At 70.4% G+C, this 15,110-nt stretch carries 13 protein-coding genes and 1 pseudogene; 11 read left to right on the forward strand and 3 right to left on the reverse strand.

Going from position 1 to position 15,110, the window contains the following annotated elements:
- Positions 1–14: 14 nt before the first annotated feature.
- The gene (hrcA, locus tag J4H86_RS07745; RefSeq protein ID WP_236542826.1) at positions 15–1,028 is read right to left on the reverse strand and encodes a heat-inducible transcriptional repressor HrcA; all 1,014 of its coding nucleotides are present in this window, start codon (positions 1,026–1,028) and stop codon (positions 15–17) included.
- Positions 1,029–1,158: 130 nt separating this feature from the next.
- Here hrcA and J4H86_RS07750 point away from each other — a divergent pair, with 130 nt between their 5' ends.
- The 3 genes from J4H86_RS07750 (at position 1,159) to J4H86_RS07760 (ending at position 4,512) form a co-directional block, all read left to right on the forward strand.
- Complete coding sequence (locus tag J4H86_RS07750) at positions 1,159–1,986, forward strand: DUF3097 domain-containing protein (protein ID WP_236543941.1); 828 nt, start codon at positions 1,159–1,161, stop codon at positions 1,984–1,986.
- Between the two features lie 320 nt (positions 1,987–2,306).
- Entirely contained in the window at positions 2,307–3,983 is a 1,677-nt protein-coding gene (locus J4H86_RS07755; RefSeq protein ID WP_236542827.1) for a DUF4870 domain-containing protein, read from the forward strand.
- A 28-nt stretch (positions 3,984–4,011) separates the two neighbouring features.
- Positions 4,012–4,512 (forward strand): DUF4870 domain-containing protein, encoded by a 501-nt coding sequence (locus J4H86_RS07760; protein ID WP_236542828.1) that lies wholly within the window; start codon positions 4,012–4,014, stop codon positions 4,510–4,512.
- Here the strand turns inward: J4H86_RS07760 and hemW are convergent.
- Together hemW and lepA are read right to left on the reverse strand one after the other, a co-directional pair.
- Positions 4,505–5,743 carry a radical SAM family heme chaperone HemW gene (gene hemW / locus J4H86_RS07765; RefSeq protein WP_236542829.1) on the reverse strand — a complete coding sequence of 413 codons (1,239 nt, stop codon included), beginning with the start codon at positions 5,741–5,743 and terminating at the stop codon, positions 4,505–4,507. The genes J4H86_RS07760 and hemW overlap by 8 nt on opposite strands.
- A 3-nt stretch (positions 5,744–5,746) precedes the next feature.
- Entirely contained in the window at positions 5,747–7,591 is a 1,845-nt protein-coding gene (gene lepA / locus J4H86_RS07770) for a translation elongation factor 4 (RefSeq protein ID WP_236542830.1), read from the reverse strand.
- Between the two features lie 252 nt (positions 7,592–7,843).
- On the opposite strand from lepA, the gene rpsT reads away from it, so the two are divergent.
- From rpsT to J4H86_RS07805, 8 genes and pseudogenes are all read left to right on the forward strand, one after another.
- A complete protein-coding gene (rpsT, locus tag J4H86_RS07775; protein ID WP_236542831.1) occupies positions 7,844–8,116 on the forward strand; it encodes a 30S ribosomal protein S20 in 273 nt (90 codons plus the stop codon).
- Between the two features lie 134 nt (positions 8,117–8,250).
- Positions 8,251–8,808, forward strand: coding sequence for a GrpB family protein (locus J4H86_RS07780; RefSeq protein ID WP_236542832.1), 558 nt, complete (start codon positions 8,251–8,253; stop codon positions 8,806–8,808).
- 36 nt (positions 8,809–8,844) lie between these two features.
- The gene (locus tag J4H86_RS07785) at positions 8,845–9,501 is read left to right on the forward strand and encodes a maleylpyruvate isomerase N-terminal domain-containing protein (RefSeq protein ID WP_236542833.1); all 657 of its coding nucleotides are present in this window, start codon (positions 8,845–8,847) and stop codon (positions 9,499–9,501) included.
- Between the two features lie 94 nt (positions 9,502–9,595).
- The gene (locus tag J4H86_RS07790) at positions 9,596–10,405 is read left to right on the forward strand and encodes a ComEA family DNA-binding protein (RefSeq protein ID WP_236542834.1); all 810 of its coding nucleotides are present in this window, start codon (positions 9,596–9,598) and stop codon (positions 10,403–10,405) included.
- 423 nt (positions 10,406–10,828) lie between these two features.
- On the forward strand, positions 10,829–13,249 hold the full coding sequence (locus tag J4H86_RS07795; RefSeq protein WP_236543942.1) for a ComEC/Rec2 family competence protein: 2,421 nt from the start codon (positions 10,829–10,831) through the stop codon (positions 13,247–13,249).
- A 118-nt stretch (positions 13,250–13,367) separates the two neighbouring features.
- Positions 13,368–13,559: pseudogene (locus J4H86_RS27595) on the forward strand (RidA family protein); the annotation flags it as partial.
- A gap of 141 nt (positions 13,560–13,700) precedes the next feature.
- Positions 13,701–14,678: a DNA polymerase III subunit delta gene (gene holA / locus J4H86_RS07800; RefSeq protein WP_236542835.1), complete on the forward strand. Its 978-nt coding sequence runs from the start codon at positions 13,701–13,703 to the stop codon at positions 14,676–14,678.
- 29 nt (positions 14,679–14,707) lie between these two features.
- Complete coding sequence (locus J4H86_RS07805; protein ID WP_236542836.1) at positions 14,708–15,106, forward strand: NUDIX hydrolase; 399 nt, start codon at positions 14,708–14,710, stop codon at positions 15,104–15,106.
- The last annotated feature ends 4 nt before the right edge of the window (positions 15,107–15,110 follow it).

Genomic DNA, 15,110 nt, shown 5'->3' on the forward strand with positions numbered 1-15,110 from the left:
GCTGAGGCATCGACTCACTGCTGGGCAAGGATCTGCCCCACGTACCGTGCCACCGCACGCACCGCTCCCATCGTGCCGGGATAGTCCATCCTGGTCGGACCGACGACACCCAGCCGGGCCAGGGAACTGTCCCCCACGCCGTAACCGGCCGACACGATGGACGTCGTCTGGAATCCCTCGTGGGGGTTCTCCGCCCCGATACGCACCGTCAGCATAGACGGGTCGCCCGCCTCACCCAGTAAACGAATCAGGACGACGTGTTCTTCCAAGGCCTCCAACAGATCCCGCAGATTGCTGGAGAAATCGTCGGCCGCGAGGTTGGCCGTGCCACCGAGAACGATCTTCTCCTCGTTGCGTTCGACGAGGGTCTCCAGCAGAACGCTGAGCACCGCGCTCAGGAGGGGACGTTCGCTCGGCTCCACCTGCGCGGGAAGCTGGTCCACGGCCTCGGGCACGTCGTTGAGCCACCGGCCCACCACCGCGGTGTTCAGCATCGTGCGTACGTGGTCGACCGCGGACTCCTCGGCCTCCTCCGGTACCTCGATGACGCGCTGTTCGACCCGACCGGTGTTGGTGATCACGACCATCATGACGCGGCGCGGCGCGAGCGGGACCAATTCGACGTGCTTGACCGAGGACTTCGTCAGCGATGGGTACTGCACGACCGCGACCTGCTGTGTCAGCAGGGAAAGCAGCCGTACCGTACGCATCACGATCTCGTCGAGGTCGATCGCCCCGGAGAGGAAGGTCTCGATCGCCCGTCGTTCGGCTCCGGAGAGTGGTTTCACCGCCGAGAGCCGGTCCACGAAAAGCCGGTAGCCCTTGTCGGTGGGCACGCGTCCAGCACTGGTGTGCGGCTGCGCGAGGTAGCCCTCCTCCTCCAACGACATCATGTCGTTGCGGATGGTCGCCGAGGACACACCGAGAGCGTGCCTGTCGGCCAACGCCTTGGACCCGACGGGCTCGTTGGTGGAAACGAACTCCTCAACGATTGCACGCAGCACCGTGAGTTTCCTGTCGTCGAGCACGCTCACCCCCTCCTGGGCACCCGTTGGCACTCACTGCCCCTAAGTGCTAATCCTACGCGGCGCGGCCGATCAGTTCCCAATCGGTCCGACGGCGGATCGCCGACGACGGGTAAAATCCGGCGATGTGCGGATGAACGACCGGTACGGCGACGACGTCCTGGCTGGCAACTGGCGCCGGCCTCGGGCCGGACAGATACCCCAGGTGCCATTGGAGCACGAGCTGGTCGTGGAGTCGGCCATCGACGGATTCTGTGGAGCCGTCACCGGATGGGACCGCGGCAGCGTGACCTTGGAGGACCGACACCGTCGCGAGCGTGTGTTCACACTCGATCCGGCGGCGTTCCTCATCGACGGCCGCCCCGTGACACTCGTCCAGCCGGTCCACGCCCCCAGCGCCCCCGTCCGCACCGCGTCGGGGTCGCTCGCCGTCCCCGACGCTCCGGCCCGGGTGGCGCGGGAGAGCCGGATCTACGTGGAGGGAACCCACGACGCGGAGCTCCTGGAACACATCTGGGGCCACGACCTCCGCGTGGAGGGTGTGGTCGTGGAGCCGCTCGGCGGCGTCGACGACCTACCGCGCCTGGTCACCGAGTTCGGTCCCGGCCCGGGACGACGGCTGGGTGTCCTGGTCGACCACCTGGTCCCGGGCTCCAAGGAGGCGCGCATCGCCGCTCAGGTCGCCCACCCCCACGTGCTGATCACCGGTCACCCGTTCGTCGACGTGTGGGCCGCGGTGCGCCCCTCGGCGGTGGGGATCCAGGCGTGGCCCGACGTTCCCCGCGGCCTGGACTGGAAGACCGGGGTTCTGCGCGCGCTGAAGTGGCCGATGGAGCAACACGAGGCGTGGCGTCATATCCTGGGTAGCGTTCGTGGCTACGGGGACCTTGAGCCCCAGCTTCTCGGACGCGTCGAGGAGCTGATCGACTTCGTCACCGACCTCGACGGCTCGGGGTCCTAGGACGACCCGACACCCCGGGCCTGGCCGGCCCCACGCCACGCCGCGGGCGGCCACGCGGCACAGCCGCGCCGAACACACCAAACGCCATAGGCCGCGCAGCGCAGGACGATGTCACGTCGTGTTCGCCAACGGCGGATCGCCGAGTGACACCGCCACCGCCGGACTCCCGCTATTCGCGAGGGATTCGCCATAGGGTGGGACGGTCGTGGCGCGGCTGAGAATCCGCGTCCGAAGGGGCATCATGATCACCGTGGTTCCGCGCAACCACGCGGCAGCAGAGGCCAGAGCAGGGATCCGTCGACCACGCCCGAGGATGACCGTTGACTGAAACACCAGCCGACAGACCAGGAGAACGGCCGGAGGACGAGGGCGGTCACCACCAGCCCAACGGGGACCATCCGCCCCCGACGGGTCCCGGTGCCTACCAGCCGCAACCGCCGTACCCCGGCCAGCCGCCCTACGGCCAGCCGCCGCAGTGGAACCAGCCCGCGGGCGACCCCGGGTACGGACAACACCCTCCCCAACAGCCCGTGTGGGACACCCCCGCGGGACCCGGGGGTCACGGGGACCAGGGTCACCCGGGGGCCGGCTATCCGCAGGGGTACGGGCCGGCCGCACAGCCGCCACCCGGACCTCCCGGAGGTCCCGGCCAGCCCCAGCAACCGGGACAGCCCGGTCAGCCGGGATACCCGGGGCAGCAGCCCGGTTGGGGGCAGACCCCGCCGAACCCGCCGACCGGTGAGCAGCCGTCCTACGGCCAACCACCGCGGTATCCCACGGGTGGGCAACCCGCGCACCCCGCGCCGTACCCGACCGGTGGTCAGCCCGCCCACCCGGCACCCCCGCCTCCACCACCGCAGTACGGCGGCTATCCGCAGGAGCCGGGGCACCCGAGCGCGCCTCCACCCGGACAGCCCTACTCGCCCTACGATCGGCAGCCCCAGTGGGAACAGCCCGCCGGGCCTCCTGGCGGTCAGCAGTACCCCTCACCACCCCACGGTCAGCCCAGCTACCCCGGACACCCTGGTCCCCCCGGGTGGCCGAGCGGGTCGCCCGGACAGGTGGACCCTCGGACCCCCCAGGCGTCCCCGGGCAACGCGGGAGCGTGGGACCCGGCGAGCGGTTCCCCCAGTGGTGGGTACGCGGGGTGGCAGAGCGGCGGACACAGCGGTGGGCAGCCCCCCTGGGGTGAGCCGTCACAGGCGTCCGGACAGCCCCCGCAGTCCCACCCACCGGAGGAGCCGGCACGGCCGGACGTGCCCGGGTCCCAGGGACAGCCCGGGCCCTTCGACGACCGACCCACGTCGGCGCCGTGGGACCAGCCCGCCGGCCAGTCCGGACCGTTCGGCGTCTCGGCCGAGTCCGGTATGCCTGACGACACCGGACAGTCGGGCCAGCCCGACCAGCCGGGGGCCGACGGTCCACAGGGGGAACCGGGACAGCCGGCGCCGACCGGTCCACCGACGGGCGAACAGCCTTCGTACGGGATACCACCACACGCCGCGTCCCCCTACGGTGGGGAGCAGGAACCGCCTCCGGGCCAGGGTGCGGTACCCGACGTCCCCGGTTACATGCCGGCGCCGGGCTACCCGTCGCACGGAGCTCCCGGTCCCTACGGGGCCGCGGAGGACACGCACGCGCACAGTTCCCAGGACCGGACCCTGTCGATGGTCGCGCACCTCGGCGGTGTCATCCTGTCGTGCTTCGGCTGGCTGCCCGCCCTGATCGTCTTCCTGGTCGGGCGGAGCGGGTCGCCCTTCCTGCGCGGTCACGCCACGGAGGCGCTGAACTTCCAGATCACACTGCTCATCGCCTACATCCCGATGTGGCTCTTGTACCTCGGGCTCGGGGTGTTCGCTCCGGCGCAGTCGCCGATCGGCTCCGTGCTCATCGCCGTGGTGTGGGCGGTCGGCATCGTCTTCGGCATCCTTGGCGCCATTCGGGCCGCGCGGGGCCAGCTCTATCGCTATCCTGTCGCGGTGCGTATCGTGAAGTAACCGAGAGTCGCGTACCCGAGGAGGGGTCATGGGGGGTCATGACGAGGAGTGGGAGGACGACACTCCCCCTGATTCGAACGGCCGTCCCGGCCCCTCCTCGCGGGAACCGGGTCCTTCCGACCGGGCGGGCGGCGATCCGGGTGACGGCGGTACCGACGAGTCCCCGGACGGTTCGGACGAGTCCGCGCCCGGCGCTCCGGAACGACGGACACGGGTCGACGAGCAGTTCCTCGCCGTCGTGTGCCATGTGGGCGGGCTTCTGCTCAGCGTCGTGGTTCCGTTGGTGGCCTACCTGCTGAAGCGGGAGGAGTCCGCGTTCGTACGGCACCACGCGACCGAGGCCCTCAACTTCCAGATCACGGTCCTGGTCGCCGGCGCGGTGGCCATGGCCCTGACCGTCTTCCCCGTCGGGATCCCGCTGCTGGTGGTCGTGGTTCTCGTGGACTTGGTGCTCTGTGTCCTGGCGGCGCTTGCGGGCAACCGAGGCGAGTGGTACCGCTATCCCGTCAGTCTGCGGCTGGTCACGTAAGGGATCGGACGACGGCGTCGCCGAAGAGCCGCCCACGTCGCGTCAGTACGGCACGTCCCGCCACGAGCGCGTCGGCCTCGAGCAGACCGTCGGCGACGGCGGTGCGCGCGGACCGTAGGCCCTCGTCTGTCAGGAGCTCGGTCGGGCACCCCTCGGCCAGGCGCAACCGCAGCATGACGTGCTCGAATCGCCGCTCCGCCTCGGTCAACACCTCCCGCGCCTCGGCCGGGCTGACGCCCTCGGCCAGTCGACCGGCGTAGGTGGCGGGGTGTTTCACGTTCCACCACCGAGTGCCCCCGACATGACTGTGCGCGCCTGGACCGACCCCCCACCAGTTGCCGTTGGTCCAGTACAGCGCGTTGTGGCGGCAACGCGCCTGGGGGCGGGAAGCCCAGTTCGACACCTCGTACCACGTGTATCCCGCCTCGGTGAGGATGGCGTCGGCGGCGAGGTAGCGCTCGGCTTGGGCGTCCTCGTCCGGTGCGGGCAGCACGCCCCGTCTCACCTGGGTGGCCATGCGGGTCCCGGGTTCGACGATCAACGAGTAGGCGGAGATGTGGTCCGGACCCGCGTCCACGGCGGCGCGGACCGACTCCTCCCAGTCGGCGTCGGTCTCACCTGGCGTGCCATAGATGAGGTCCAGGCTGACGTGCTCGAACCCGGCCTCCGTCGCCCACCGCACACTGTCGAGCGCGCGGCCCGGCGTGTGGTGCCGGTCCAGCGTGGCCAGGACACGACTCTTGGCGCTCTGCATGCCGAAGGAGACACGGGTGAAGCCGTGGTCGCGCAGCCGCTTCAGCGAGTCGGCGTCCACGCTCTCCGGGTTGGCCTCCGTCGTCACCTCCGCGTCGGGGGCCAACCCGAACGCGGAGTCGATGCCGACGAGGATCCGCCCCAGATCCTCCGGGGGGAGCAGAGTGGGGGTCCCGCCTCCGAAGAAAACGGTGGACACGGGGGGCGCGGCGTCGCCCAGTGCCCGCCGGGCGAGAGCGATCTCGCCGCGCGCGGTGTCGGCGTAGCTCTCCCGGGTCGCCGTCACGGCGTCGGGTCCCCGCCCCGTTCGCAGCTCCTCGGCGGTGTAGGTGTTGAAGTCGCAGTACCCGCACCGGGTGGCGCAGAACGGCACGTGGACATAGACACCGAAGTCGTCCCGCTCCAGGTCCGTGTACGCGTCCGCCGGCAGCGCTCCGTCCGGAGGTACGGGTTCCCCACCCAGGGGCACCGATGGCACCGGCTACCCCTTCGACTTCTCCGCGCCGCTGTCGGTCGCCAGGGCGGAGATGAAGGCTTCCTGGGGGACCTCGACCCGGCCCACCATCTTCATCTTCTTCTTGCCCTCCTTCTGGCGTTCCAGCAGCTTGCGCTTACGAGAGATGTCACCGCCGTAGCACTTGGACAGCACGTCCTTGCGCATGGCGCGAATGTTCTCCCGCGCGATGATGCGGGAGCCGACGGCGGCCTGGATCGGGACCTCGAACTGCTGCCGGGGGATCAGTTCCCGCAGCTTCTTGGTCAGTTCGACACCGTAGGAGTAGGCCTTGTCCTTGTGGACGATCGCCGAGAACGCGTCGACGGTCTCGCCCTGCAGCAGGATGTCCACCTTGACGAGGTCCGCGGACTGGGTGCCGGCGGCGTCGTAGTCGAGGGAGCCGTACCCCCGGGTTCGGGACTTGAGCTGGTCGAAGAAGTCGAAGACGATCTCGGCGAGGGGCAGGGTGTAGCGCATCTCCACCCGGTCCTCGGAGAGGTAGTCCATACCGTCCAATGTGCCGCGCCGGCTCTGGCACAGCTCCATGATGGCGCCCACGAACTCGGCCGGCGTGAGCAGTGTCGCCTTCACGATGGGTTCCTGGATGTCGGCGATCTTCCCCGTGGGGAAGTCGGCCGGGCTGGTGACGTGGAACTCCTCGCCGTCCTCCAGGGTGACGTCGTAGCTCACGTTGGGGGCCGTGGACACCAGGTCCAGGTTGAACTCCCGCTCCAGGCGGCTCCGGGTGATCTCCAGGTGCAGCAGCCCGAGGAACCCGCACCGGAACCCGAAGCCGAGCGCGGCGGACGTCTCGGACTCGAAGCCGAGGGCCGCGTCGTTCAGCTGCAACTTCTCCAGGGCGTCGCGCAGTACCGGATAGTCCGAACCCTCGATGGGGAACAGCCCGGAGAACACCATGGGCTTGGGCTCCTGGTAGCCAGGGAGCATCTCCGGACGGTTCTTGGACATCGCGGCCGCGGTGGTGACCGTGTCACCGACGCGGGACTGTCGGACGTCCTTCACACCGGTGATGAGGTAGCCGACCTCACCGACGCCGAGACGGTCCACGGGTGTGGGCTCCGGTGAGATGACACCGACCTCCAACAGTTCGTGGGAGGCGTTGGTGGACATCATCGCGATGCGTTCACGGCTGTTGAGCTGGCCGTCCACCATCCGGACGTAGGTGACCACGCCGCGGTAGGTGTCGTAGACCGAATCGAAGATCATGGCCCGGGCGGGGGCATCCGCGTCTCCGGTCGGAGCGGGGACCCGCCGCACGATCTCGTTGAGCAGTTCGTCGACACCCTCGCCGGTCTTGGCGCTCACCCGCAGGACCTCCGAGGGGTCACAGCCGATGATCCCGGAGAGCTCCGCGGCGTACTTGTCGGGCTGCGCGGCGGGGAGGTCGATCTTGTTCAGGACCGGAATGATCGCGAGGTCTCCCGCGAGCGCGAGGTAGAGGTTGGCGAGGGTCTGCGCCTCGATGCCCTGGGCCGCGTCCACGAGCAGGACCGCGCCCTCGCACGCGGCCAACGAGCGCGACACCTCGTAGCTGAAGTCCACGTGACCGGGGGTGTCGATCAGGTTAAGGAGGTACCTCTCGTCGTCCACCGCCTGGAAGGGGAGGCGCACCGCCTGCGACTTGATGGTGATGCCGCGTTCGCGCTCGATGTCCATCCGGTCGAGGTACTGTGCCCGCATCTGCCGGTCCTCGACAACGCCGGTGAGCTGCAGCATGCGGTCAGCCAGCGTCGACTTGCCGTGGTCGATGTGCGCGATGATGCTGAAGTTCCGGGTCAGCGCGGGGTCGGTCCGGTTGTGCTGTGGCACCGTTGTCCGTTCGGGTTCGGGGAGTCAAGTAACCACGACCAGGTTATTCCACCCGCCCCGCGCTACGGGCCACGGCGCGAGCACTCTCCCCTGACAGGCATAATGGGATCCTGTGTCTCAGGCGTTCGGCGCCACCGTGGGGACGGTGGTCGCACCCAACGACGTCGGCACCAGTACCCGCGTGTGGATCGGCTGCCCACATCGTGGCCCGGTGCCCATACCCGATCCAAACCGAGTGGAGCATCTCTTTCCATGGCGAACATCAAGCAGCAGAAGAAGCGGATCCGGCAGAACGAGAAGCGCCGGATGCGTAACCGGGCCGTGAAGTCCTCCCTGAAGACCGCCGTGCGCAAGTTCCGCGAGGCCGTCGACGCGGGAAACGTGGACGAGGCCACGGAGCTGCAGCGCGCCGCGGCCCGCCAGCTCGACAAGGCGGCGAGCAAGGGCATCATCCACAAGAACCAGGCGGCCAACCGCAAGTCGGCTCTCGCGAGCCGCCTGGGCAAGCTGACGACGGCGGCCTGAGCCGACGCGACGGCGTGACCGTCGGGTCACGACGCCGACGCCACACGGCCCACGCCTGACGCGACCCGCCCCGGACCAGCTTCGCTGTCCGGGGCGTCGGTCGTCGTCGGCCACCAACGAGTGAGGGTCAAGTGATGGATCCGGACCGGGTGCGAGAACTGCGGGGCGTCCTCATCGGCGGACTCGAACGCAGCGAGTTCGTGGTCGTGGACTACGACACCGGATGGCCGACACTCGCGGCCGAGTGGATGGGACGCGTGCGCGAACGGCTCGGCGACACGGCACTGTCGATCGAGCACATCGGGTCCACGTCGGTACCCGGCCTCGCCGCCAAGCCCATCATCGATCTCCTCCTCGTCGTCGCCGACCTGGAGACCGAGGACGCCTACGTCGAGCCCTTGACCGCCGCGGGACTGCACCTCCGGGTACGCGAGCCCGGGCACCGGATGCTCCGCACGGCTGAACGCGACGTCCACCTCCACGTCCTGCCACCGGACGCCCAGCAAGAGCGCGACTACCTGGCGCTGCGGGACTGGCTTCGGGTGTCGCCCGAGGACCGGAAGCTCTACGCGTCCACCAAACGCCGCCTGGCCGAACGATCATGGACTGACATGAACTTCTACGCCGACGCCAAGACCGACACGGTGCTCGCCATCCTCGGCCGAGCCCACGCCTGGCGCGCGCGCCAATGACCGCTGATCCGGCACCCGTCCTCTAGCCTGCGGGTCATGGACGTCTTCTCCCGGTCCTGGGACTCCCTCCGGACGACCGTCCGGGAACTCTCCGACGAGGACTTCGGCCAGCCGTCCGGCTGCGCCGGATGGCTGGTCCGGGACGTGGTGTGCCACCTGGTTCTGGACGCCCAGGACGTCCTGATCACTCTCGCCACACCCACCACGGGCGCCGCGTCAGCGGACGCGGCGAGTTACTGGGACGTCGTCGACACCCCGCCCACGGGTGAGGCGCCACTCGACGCGCTGGTCGTCCGTCTCGCGGCCGCCTACCAGGATCCACGACTCCTCATCTTTCACCTGGACGACGTGGGGGCCGCCGCCGGGCGGGCCGCCCGACGCGCCGACCCGGATCTCCGTATCGCCACCAAGGACCGCACGCTGACCGTGCGTGACTACCTCTCCGCGTACGTCCTGGAGTGGACCCTGCATCATCTGGACCTGGTCGCGTTCCTCCCTGACCGGCCGCGTCCGCACGCGGACGCGCTCGCTCGGTCCCGCGCCCTGCTCGAACTCATCGCCGGGACGCCGTTCCCCCCGGCACTCACCGACACCGACGCGCTCCTCGTCGGCACGGGACGGCGCAGCCCCACCCCGGCCGAACGGTCCGCGTTGGGCGACCTGGTCACACGCCTTCCCCTCATCCTCACCTGACCGGTTCCGGGGCGGACGGGACGCGGATGATGGTCCGTCCACAGACGCGCCGCGTCGATGGCCGACCTCGCCCAACGTCTCTACCGTGATCGACATGGCAGAGCGCCCGCACTCCTCCGAAACCGATCCGGCACCGACGGGGCGGGACGACGTGAGCCCACCCGAGGACCAGGCGCCGGACACGTTCCCCCCGCCGGGCTACGAAACCGTCGCCGACCCCGAACCCACCTCCCTGCGTGCGTATCTCGGCCGCCTGCGCGACCAGGGCGAGGAGAACACGCTCACCCCAGCCGGCCTGCGGGCGGGCGTCGTGATCTGTGCCCTCGCCGTCTTCGTCGCCGGCGGGATCGTCCTGTGGGCCCGCTCCGGCGGGGACCCCTCCCCCTCGGAGACAGCGACGGCCGAAGCCACATCGAGCGGCACCCCCGCCTCCGACGACGCCTCCGACGACGTCGAGGAGTCCGACGGCACCGTGGTCGTCCACGTCGGGGGCGACGTCGAGGATCCGGGGTTGGTCGAGCTCCCCGCGGGGGCGCGCGTCGCCGACGCGGTGGAGTCAGCGGGCGGGCTCGCCGAGGACGCGGACTCCGACGCGGTGGACGGGCTCAACCTCGCCCGACGCGTCACTGACGGCGAACAGATACTCGTGGGCGACGACGTCCCTCAGCAGGGGGCCGGCGGTAGCGGCGCCGCCCCTGACGACGTCCCCCTCGACCTGAACACGGCGACCGAGGACCAGCTCCAGGACCTCCCGGGCGTCGGCCCGGTCCTCGCCGAGACCATCGTCGCCTACCGGGAGGACAACGGCGGCTTCAGCTCGGTCGACGAACTCCAGGAGGTCAGCGGCATCGGAGAGAAACGGATGGAGGACCTTCGCGACCGCGTGCTCGTCCATGGCGACTAGGTCGTGTTTTCGCACCGCTGTGCCTCTTGGGGGTGCTGTTGGAGGGTGCGGGGGGCTCGCGACCGCGTGGACGACGTTCGCCTGTGTCGATCCTTTCCAACAGCCAACCACGATGCCCAGCACGGATCGCCGTGCGACCCGAACCCCGGGCCCCCGCCGGGGCACAACCCGCGAAGCGACCCCAGCAGGGGCGACGACCGCCCCTCACCCGAGAGCCCTCAAAAAAACTCCCGAGGCGGGGCCCCGTGAGTCGTCGCGCCTGACCGGCACCAGTTCGCCGAATGGAAGTCCGTTGGTCACACAGCCCACCCACACGCGCGCCCCGCACACCGCGCACCGGGTGTGTGCCGCCACGCTGATGCCTGGAGGCGCCGGGCAGGCCGTTGGCCGCCCACAACGCCGACGCGAGGAGCCACCGTGGTGATGCTCGGGACCGACCGGCCGGGGGGCGGGCGGGGCGACGCTCGGTTGGTGCCGGCGGGCGTCGGGGTGTGGGCCGTGGCGTGGATCCTCCTGGGTGCCGGGGTGAGGACGTCGGTGTGGGTCGGGGTCGGTCTGGTGGTCGGCGCCATTGGGGTGGGCGTGCTTCGGGGGCTCCTCCCGCTGGAGCGGGGACGGGGGATCGCGGGGTTGGCCGTCCTCACCTTGACGTGCTGCGCGGCCACCGCGTTCGCCGTCGCCGGGCGCCACGTCGCGGTGGCGTCGAGTCCGGTCACCCACGCGGCGGACGCGGAGAGCCACTCCCGTGTGGAGCTCGGCCTCGTCATCTCCGGGGATCCGCGCCCCCGTGCCGGGCCGACGCTCCCGGGCCGTCCCGAGTACATCGTTCCCGCGCGCACCGAGTGGATCGAGACCGACACGGATCGGGTTCCCACCCGCGTCGCGGTCGTGGTGTTGGCGAGCGGGCCGGAGTGGTGGGAATTGGTACCGAGCCAACGGGTGACGGCGACGGCGCGGGTCGTGCCCGCGGACTCGACCGACTTCACGGCCGCCCTCGCCCTGGCACGTGATCCACCGAGGGACGTTTCGGCCGCACGGTGGCACCAGCACGCGGCGGGGGTGGTCCGGGAGCGGTTGCGCGAGTCCAGCGCGGTCCTCCCCCAACCGGAGCGGGCCCTGGTTCCCGCGCTGGTGACCGGAGACGTGTCCGAGCTCCCCGAGGAAACCGCGGAGGACTTCCGCGTCACCGGGCTCACCCACGTGATGGTGCCGTCGGGCGCGAAGCTCGCGATCATGACGGGCTGTGTGCTGGGGATCGCCCGCGCGGTGCGCGCTCCGGTGTGGGTGACGGTCGTCGGCGGCGCGGTGATGATCGCGGTCTTCGTCGTGGTCTGCCGTCCCGAACCCAGCGTTCTCCGTGCCGCGGTGACCGGGGGGATCGCACTCCTCGCTCTGGCACTCGGGAGGCCCGGCCTCGGCCTGGCCGCGTTGAACGCGGCCGTGGTGGGGCTGCTGATGTTCAGCCCGGACCTCGCCCGCTCCTTCGGTTTCGCCCTGTCCGTGCTCGCCACCGCCGGACTCCTGGTCTTGTCGCCCCGCTGGCGGAACCGGTGGACTCCCGTGCTGGGGCCGGCCGTCGCGGAGGCGGCGGCGGTCGCCCTGGCGGCGCAGATCGCGGTGTACCCCCTGCTGGTCGTGCTCTCCGGCGAGGTGAGCCTGGTCGCCGTCCCGGTGAACGTCCTCGCTGGGGTGATGGTCCCCGTGGCCACCATCACCGGTTTCGTCGTCGCCGGGCTGGCGGTCGTCTGGATGTCCGTGGCCGAACTCGCTGTCTGGGTCCCCGGAGCGGCCGTCGCGTGGATCAACATCACCGCGGAGTACGGGGCACGGGTCCCGCACGCGGCCGTCCCCTGGCCCGACACCATGGCCGGGATCCTGTTGCTGACGTTCCTGCTCGTGTGTGCCGTCGTCGCGCGGGGCCGGATCGGACGCGTCGTGGCGATCGCCGCCGTCCTGGCCCTCGTCACCACCGTCGGGATCCAAGCGGTCGCGCCCGGCTGGCCACCTCGAGGCTGGGCACTGGTGACCTGCGACGTGGGGCAAGGGGACGGACTCGTGCTCTCGGCCGGAAGGTCCCGCGCGGTGGTGGTCGACGCGGGGCCAGACCCTATGCGGATGCACCGCTGCCTGCGCGACCTCTCGGTCAACGAGGTCACGCTGCTGGTGCTGACGCACGACCACGAGGACCATGTCGGAGGGACGAGCGGTGTCCTCCGGCATCGTTCGGTGGAGGCGATCCTCACCACGGCCAGAGTCGCCACGGGAAGCCGGGCGGACGTCCTGGCCGGCACCGACGCTCCACTGCACGTCGCCACGCCCGGCCAGGTGTTCCGGGCCGGAGATTGGGAGCTTCGAGTCCTGTGGCCGGAGCCGGACGCGACACACGACGACAACGACGACAGCGTGGTGCTGCGTGCCGACTACGCCGCCGATCGCCACCCGGGCTTCTCTGTCCTGCTCACGGGGGACATCGAGGAGCCCGCGCAACGCTCCCTGATGGACGCCCCCGACCTGGACGCGGACGTCCTCAAGACGCCACACCACGGGGGCGGAACCACGGACCCGGGCTTCGTCAACGCCGTCGCCCCACGGATCAGCGTCACGTCCTTGGGACTGGACAATCCGCACGGGCATCCCCACCCAGACACCTGGGACGCGCTCGTCGAGTCCGGCGGCGAGAACCTACGCACGGACCTGGACGGTGACATCGCCGTCCGTCCCGGCCCCGAGGGCCCCGTCGCGGTCACCCGAGGACCGGAGCAGCACCGCTACCGTTGTCGGTCACCACGGCTACGATGCCGGTCACGGCTACGATGCCGGTCACCCCACCCACACCACGCGTAGAGAGGCGACAGGGTGCGCCACATCATCCGTCCCCCGGCACACCACCGGTCAACGGCTACAGCAACGCAGTGGTGTTCACCGGTCCGATGATCGCCGTGTCCGGACAGGTTCCGGTGGACGAACGCGCGAACCCGTGGGCGACGGCGCCCCGGAGGCCCAAATCCGCCAGGTGTACGCCAACCTCACGGCCGTCCTCGAGGCAGCGGATTCGAACCTGCGCCACGCGGTCCGGCCGACGATCTACCTGACGGACACCGCCGACCCGCTGGTCTTCCGACGGGTCCGCGACCGTCGCCACAACCCTGCCCAACCGCCGGCTCGTCGCTGGTCCAGGTGGCGGGACTCGTGTACCCCGACTTCCGGGGCGAGGTCGACGCCCTCGCCGTCCCCCGCACCAGCACTTGACGTCCGACGACGTCTCCCGCCCCGCGAGACATGGCATGCTGGAACCATGCCCGCCACCGCGCTCGCTCCGCTGTACCTGGTCGTCGGCGACGAGGAGCTCCTCATCGACCGTGCCGTCGCCGAGCTCGTGGCGCTCGCGCGCGGGGAGGATCCTCAGGTGGACGTGCACGACCTCCTCCCCGCCCAGGTCACCGCTGGTTCGCTGTCCGAGGTTCTCTCCCCGTCATTGTTCGGTGAGCGACGCGTCGTGGTGTTGCGCTCCGCCCAGGACCTGACGAAGGACCCCGCGGCCGCGGTGACCGGCATCCTGACCACGCCCGTCGACGACGTGACACTGGTGCTCGTCCACGCCGGAGGCAACAAGGGCAAGGCCCTCCTCCAAGCCGCGGCCAGCGCCGGCGCCAAGCGCGTCAACTGCCCCAAGCCGACGAAGAACCAGGAGAAGCTGGCCTTCGTCAAGGGTGAGTTCGACCGTGCGGGTCGTGCGGTCACTCGGGACGGCGCGCAGGCGATCCTGGACGCACGAGGCACCGACCTCCGGGAGATCGCCGCGGCGTGCGCGCAGCTCAGCGCCGACGCCGAGGGCACCATCAACGCCGAGACCGTGGCCCGCTACTACACGGGCCGCGCGGAGGCCTCGGGGTTCACCGTGGCGGATCACGCCGTCGAGGGCAAACTGGGGGACGCGCTGGAGACCCTACGGTGGTCCCTCGCCATCGGCACCGCCCCGGTTCTGATCAACAGTGCGCTGGCCAGTGCGATCCGCGGTCTCGCCGTGGTCTCACAGCCGCAGCGCGGGCTGGGCGACGCCGAGCTCGCCAAGCGTGCCCGCGTCCCTCCGTGGAAACTACGGACCCTGCGTCAGCAGGCCCGTGGCTGGACCCCTGCCGGAATCACGCGCGCGCTGGAACTGGTCGCGGAAACCGACGCCCAGGTCAAGGGGGCCGGCGCCGACCCCAGTTACGCGCTCGAGCGGGCCGTCAGCGGCATCGTGACCGCCCGGCGCGACCCAGCGGCGGTCTGACCCACTCCCATCCCTCTCCGGAGTACGACGTGACCACCATCGACAAGATCGCCTGGATCCACCTGCGCGACGGACGTGTCCTGGCCGTACGTTCGCGCGGCAAGGACGTCTTCTACCTTCCCGGTGGCAAACGCGAACCCGGGGAGTCAGACCTGGAGACACTGGTACGGGAGATCCGCGAGGAGCTCGGCGTCGCGATCCTTCCCGCGACCGCCGAACACCTGGGCACCTTTCACGCCCAGGCGCACGGGCACGCCGACGACGTCACGGTCCGGGTGACCTGCTACACCGCCGAATGCCAGGGCACACCGACGCCCAACGCCGAGATCGCGGAGACGGCATGGCTCGATCGCCGTCACCGCGAGCGCGTGTCTCCGGTGAATCGGGTCGTCCTCGACCACCTGTGGGAACGCGGGCGACTCGCGTGACGGG

The sequence above is a fragment of the Spiractinospora alimapuensis genome, assembly GCF_018437505.1.
Taxonomy (GTDB): Bacteria; Actinomycetota; Actinomycetes; order Streptosporangiales; family Streptosporangiaceae; genus Spiractinospora; species Spiractinospora alimapuensis.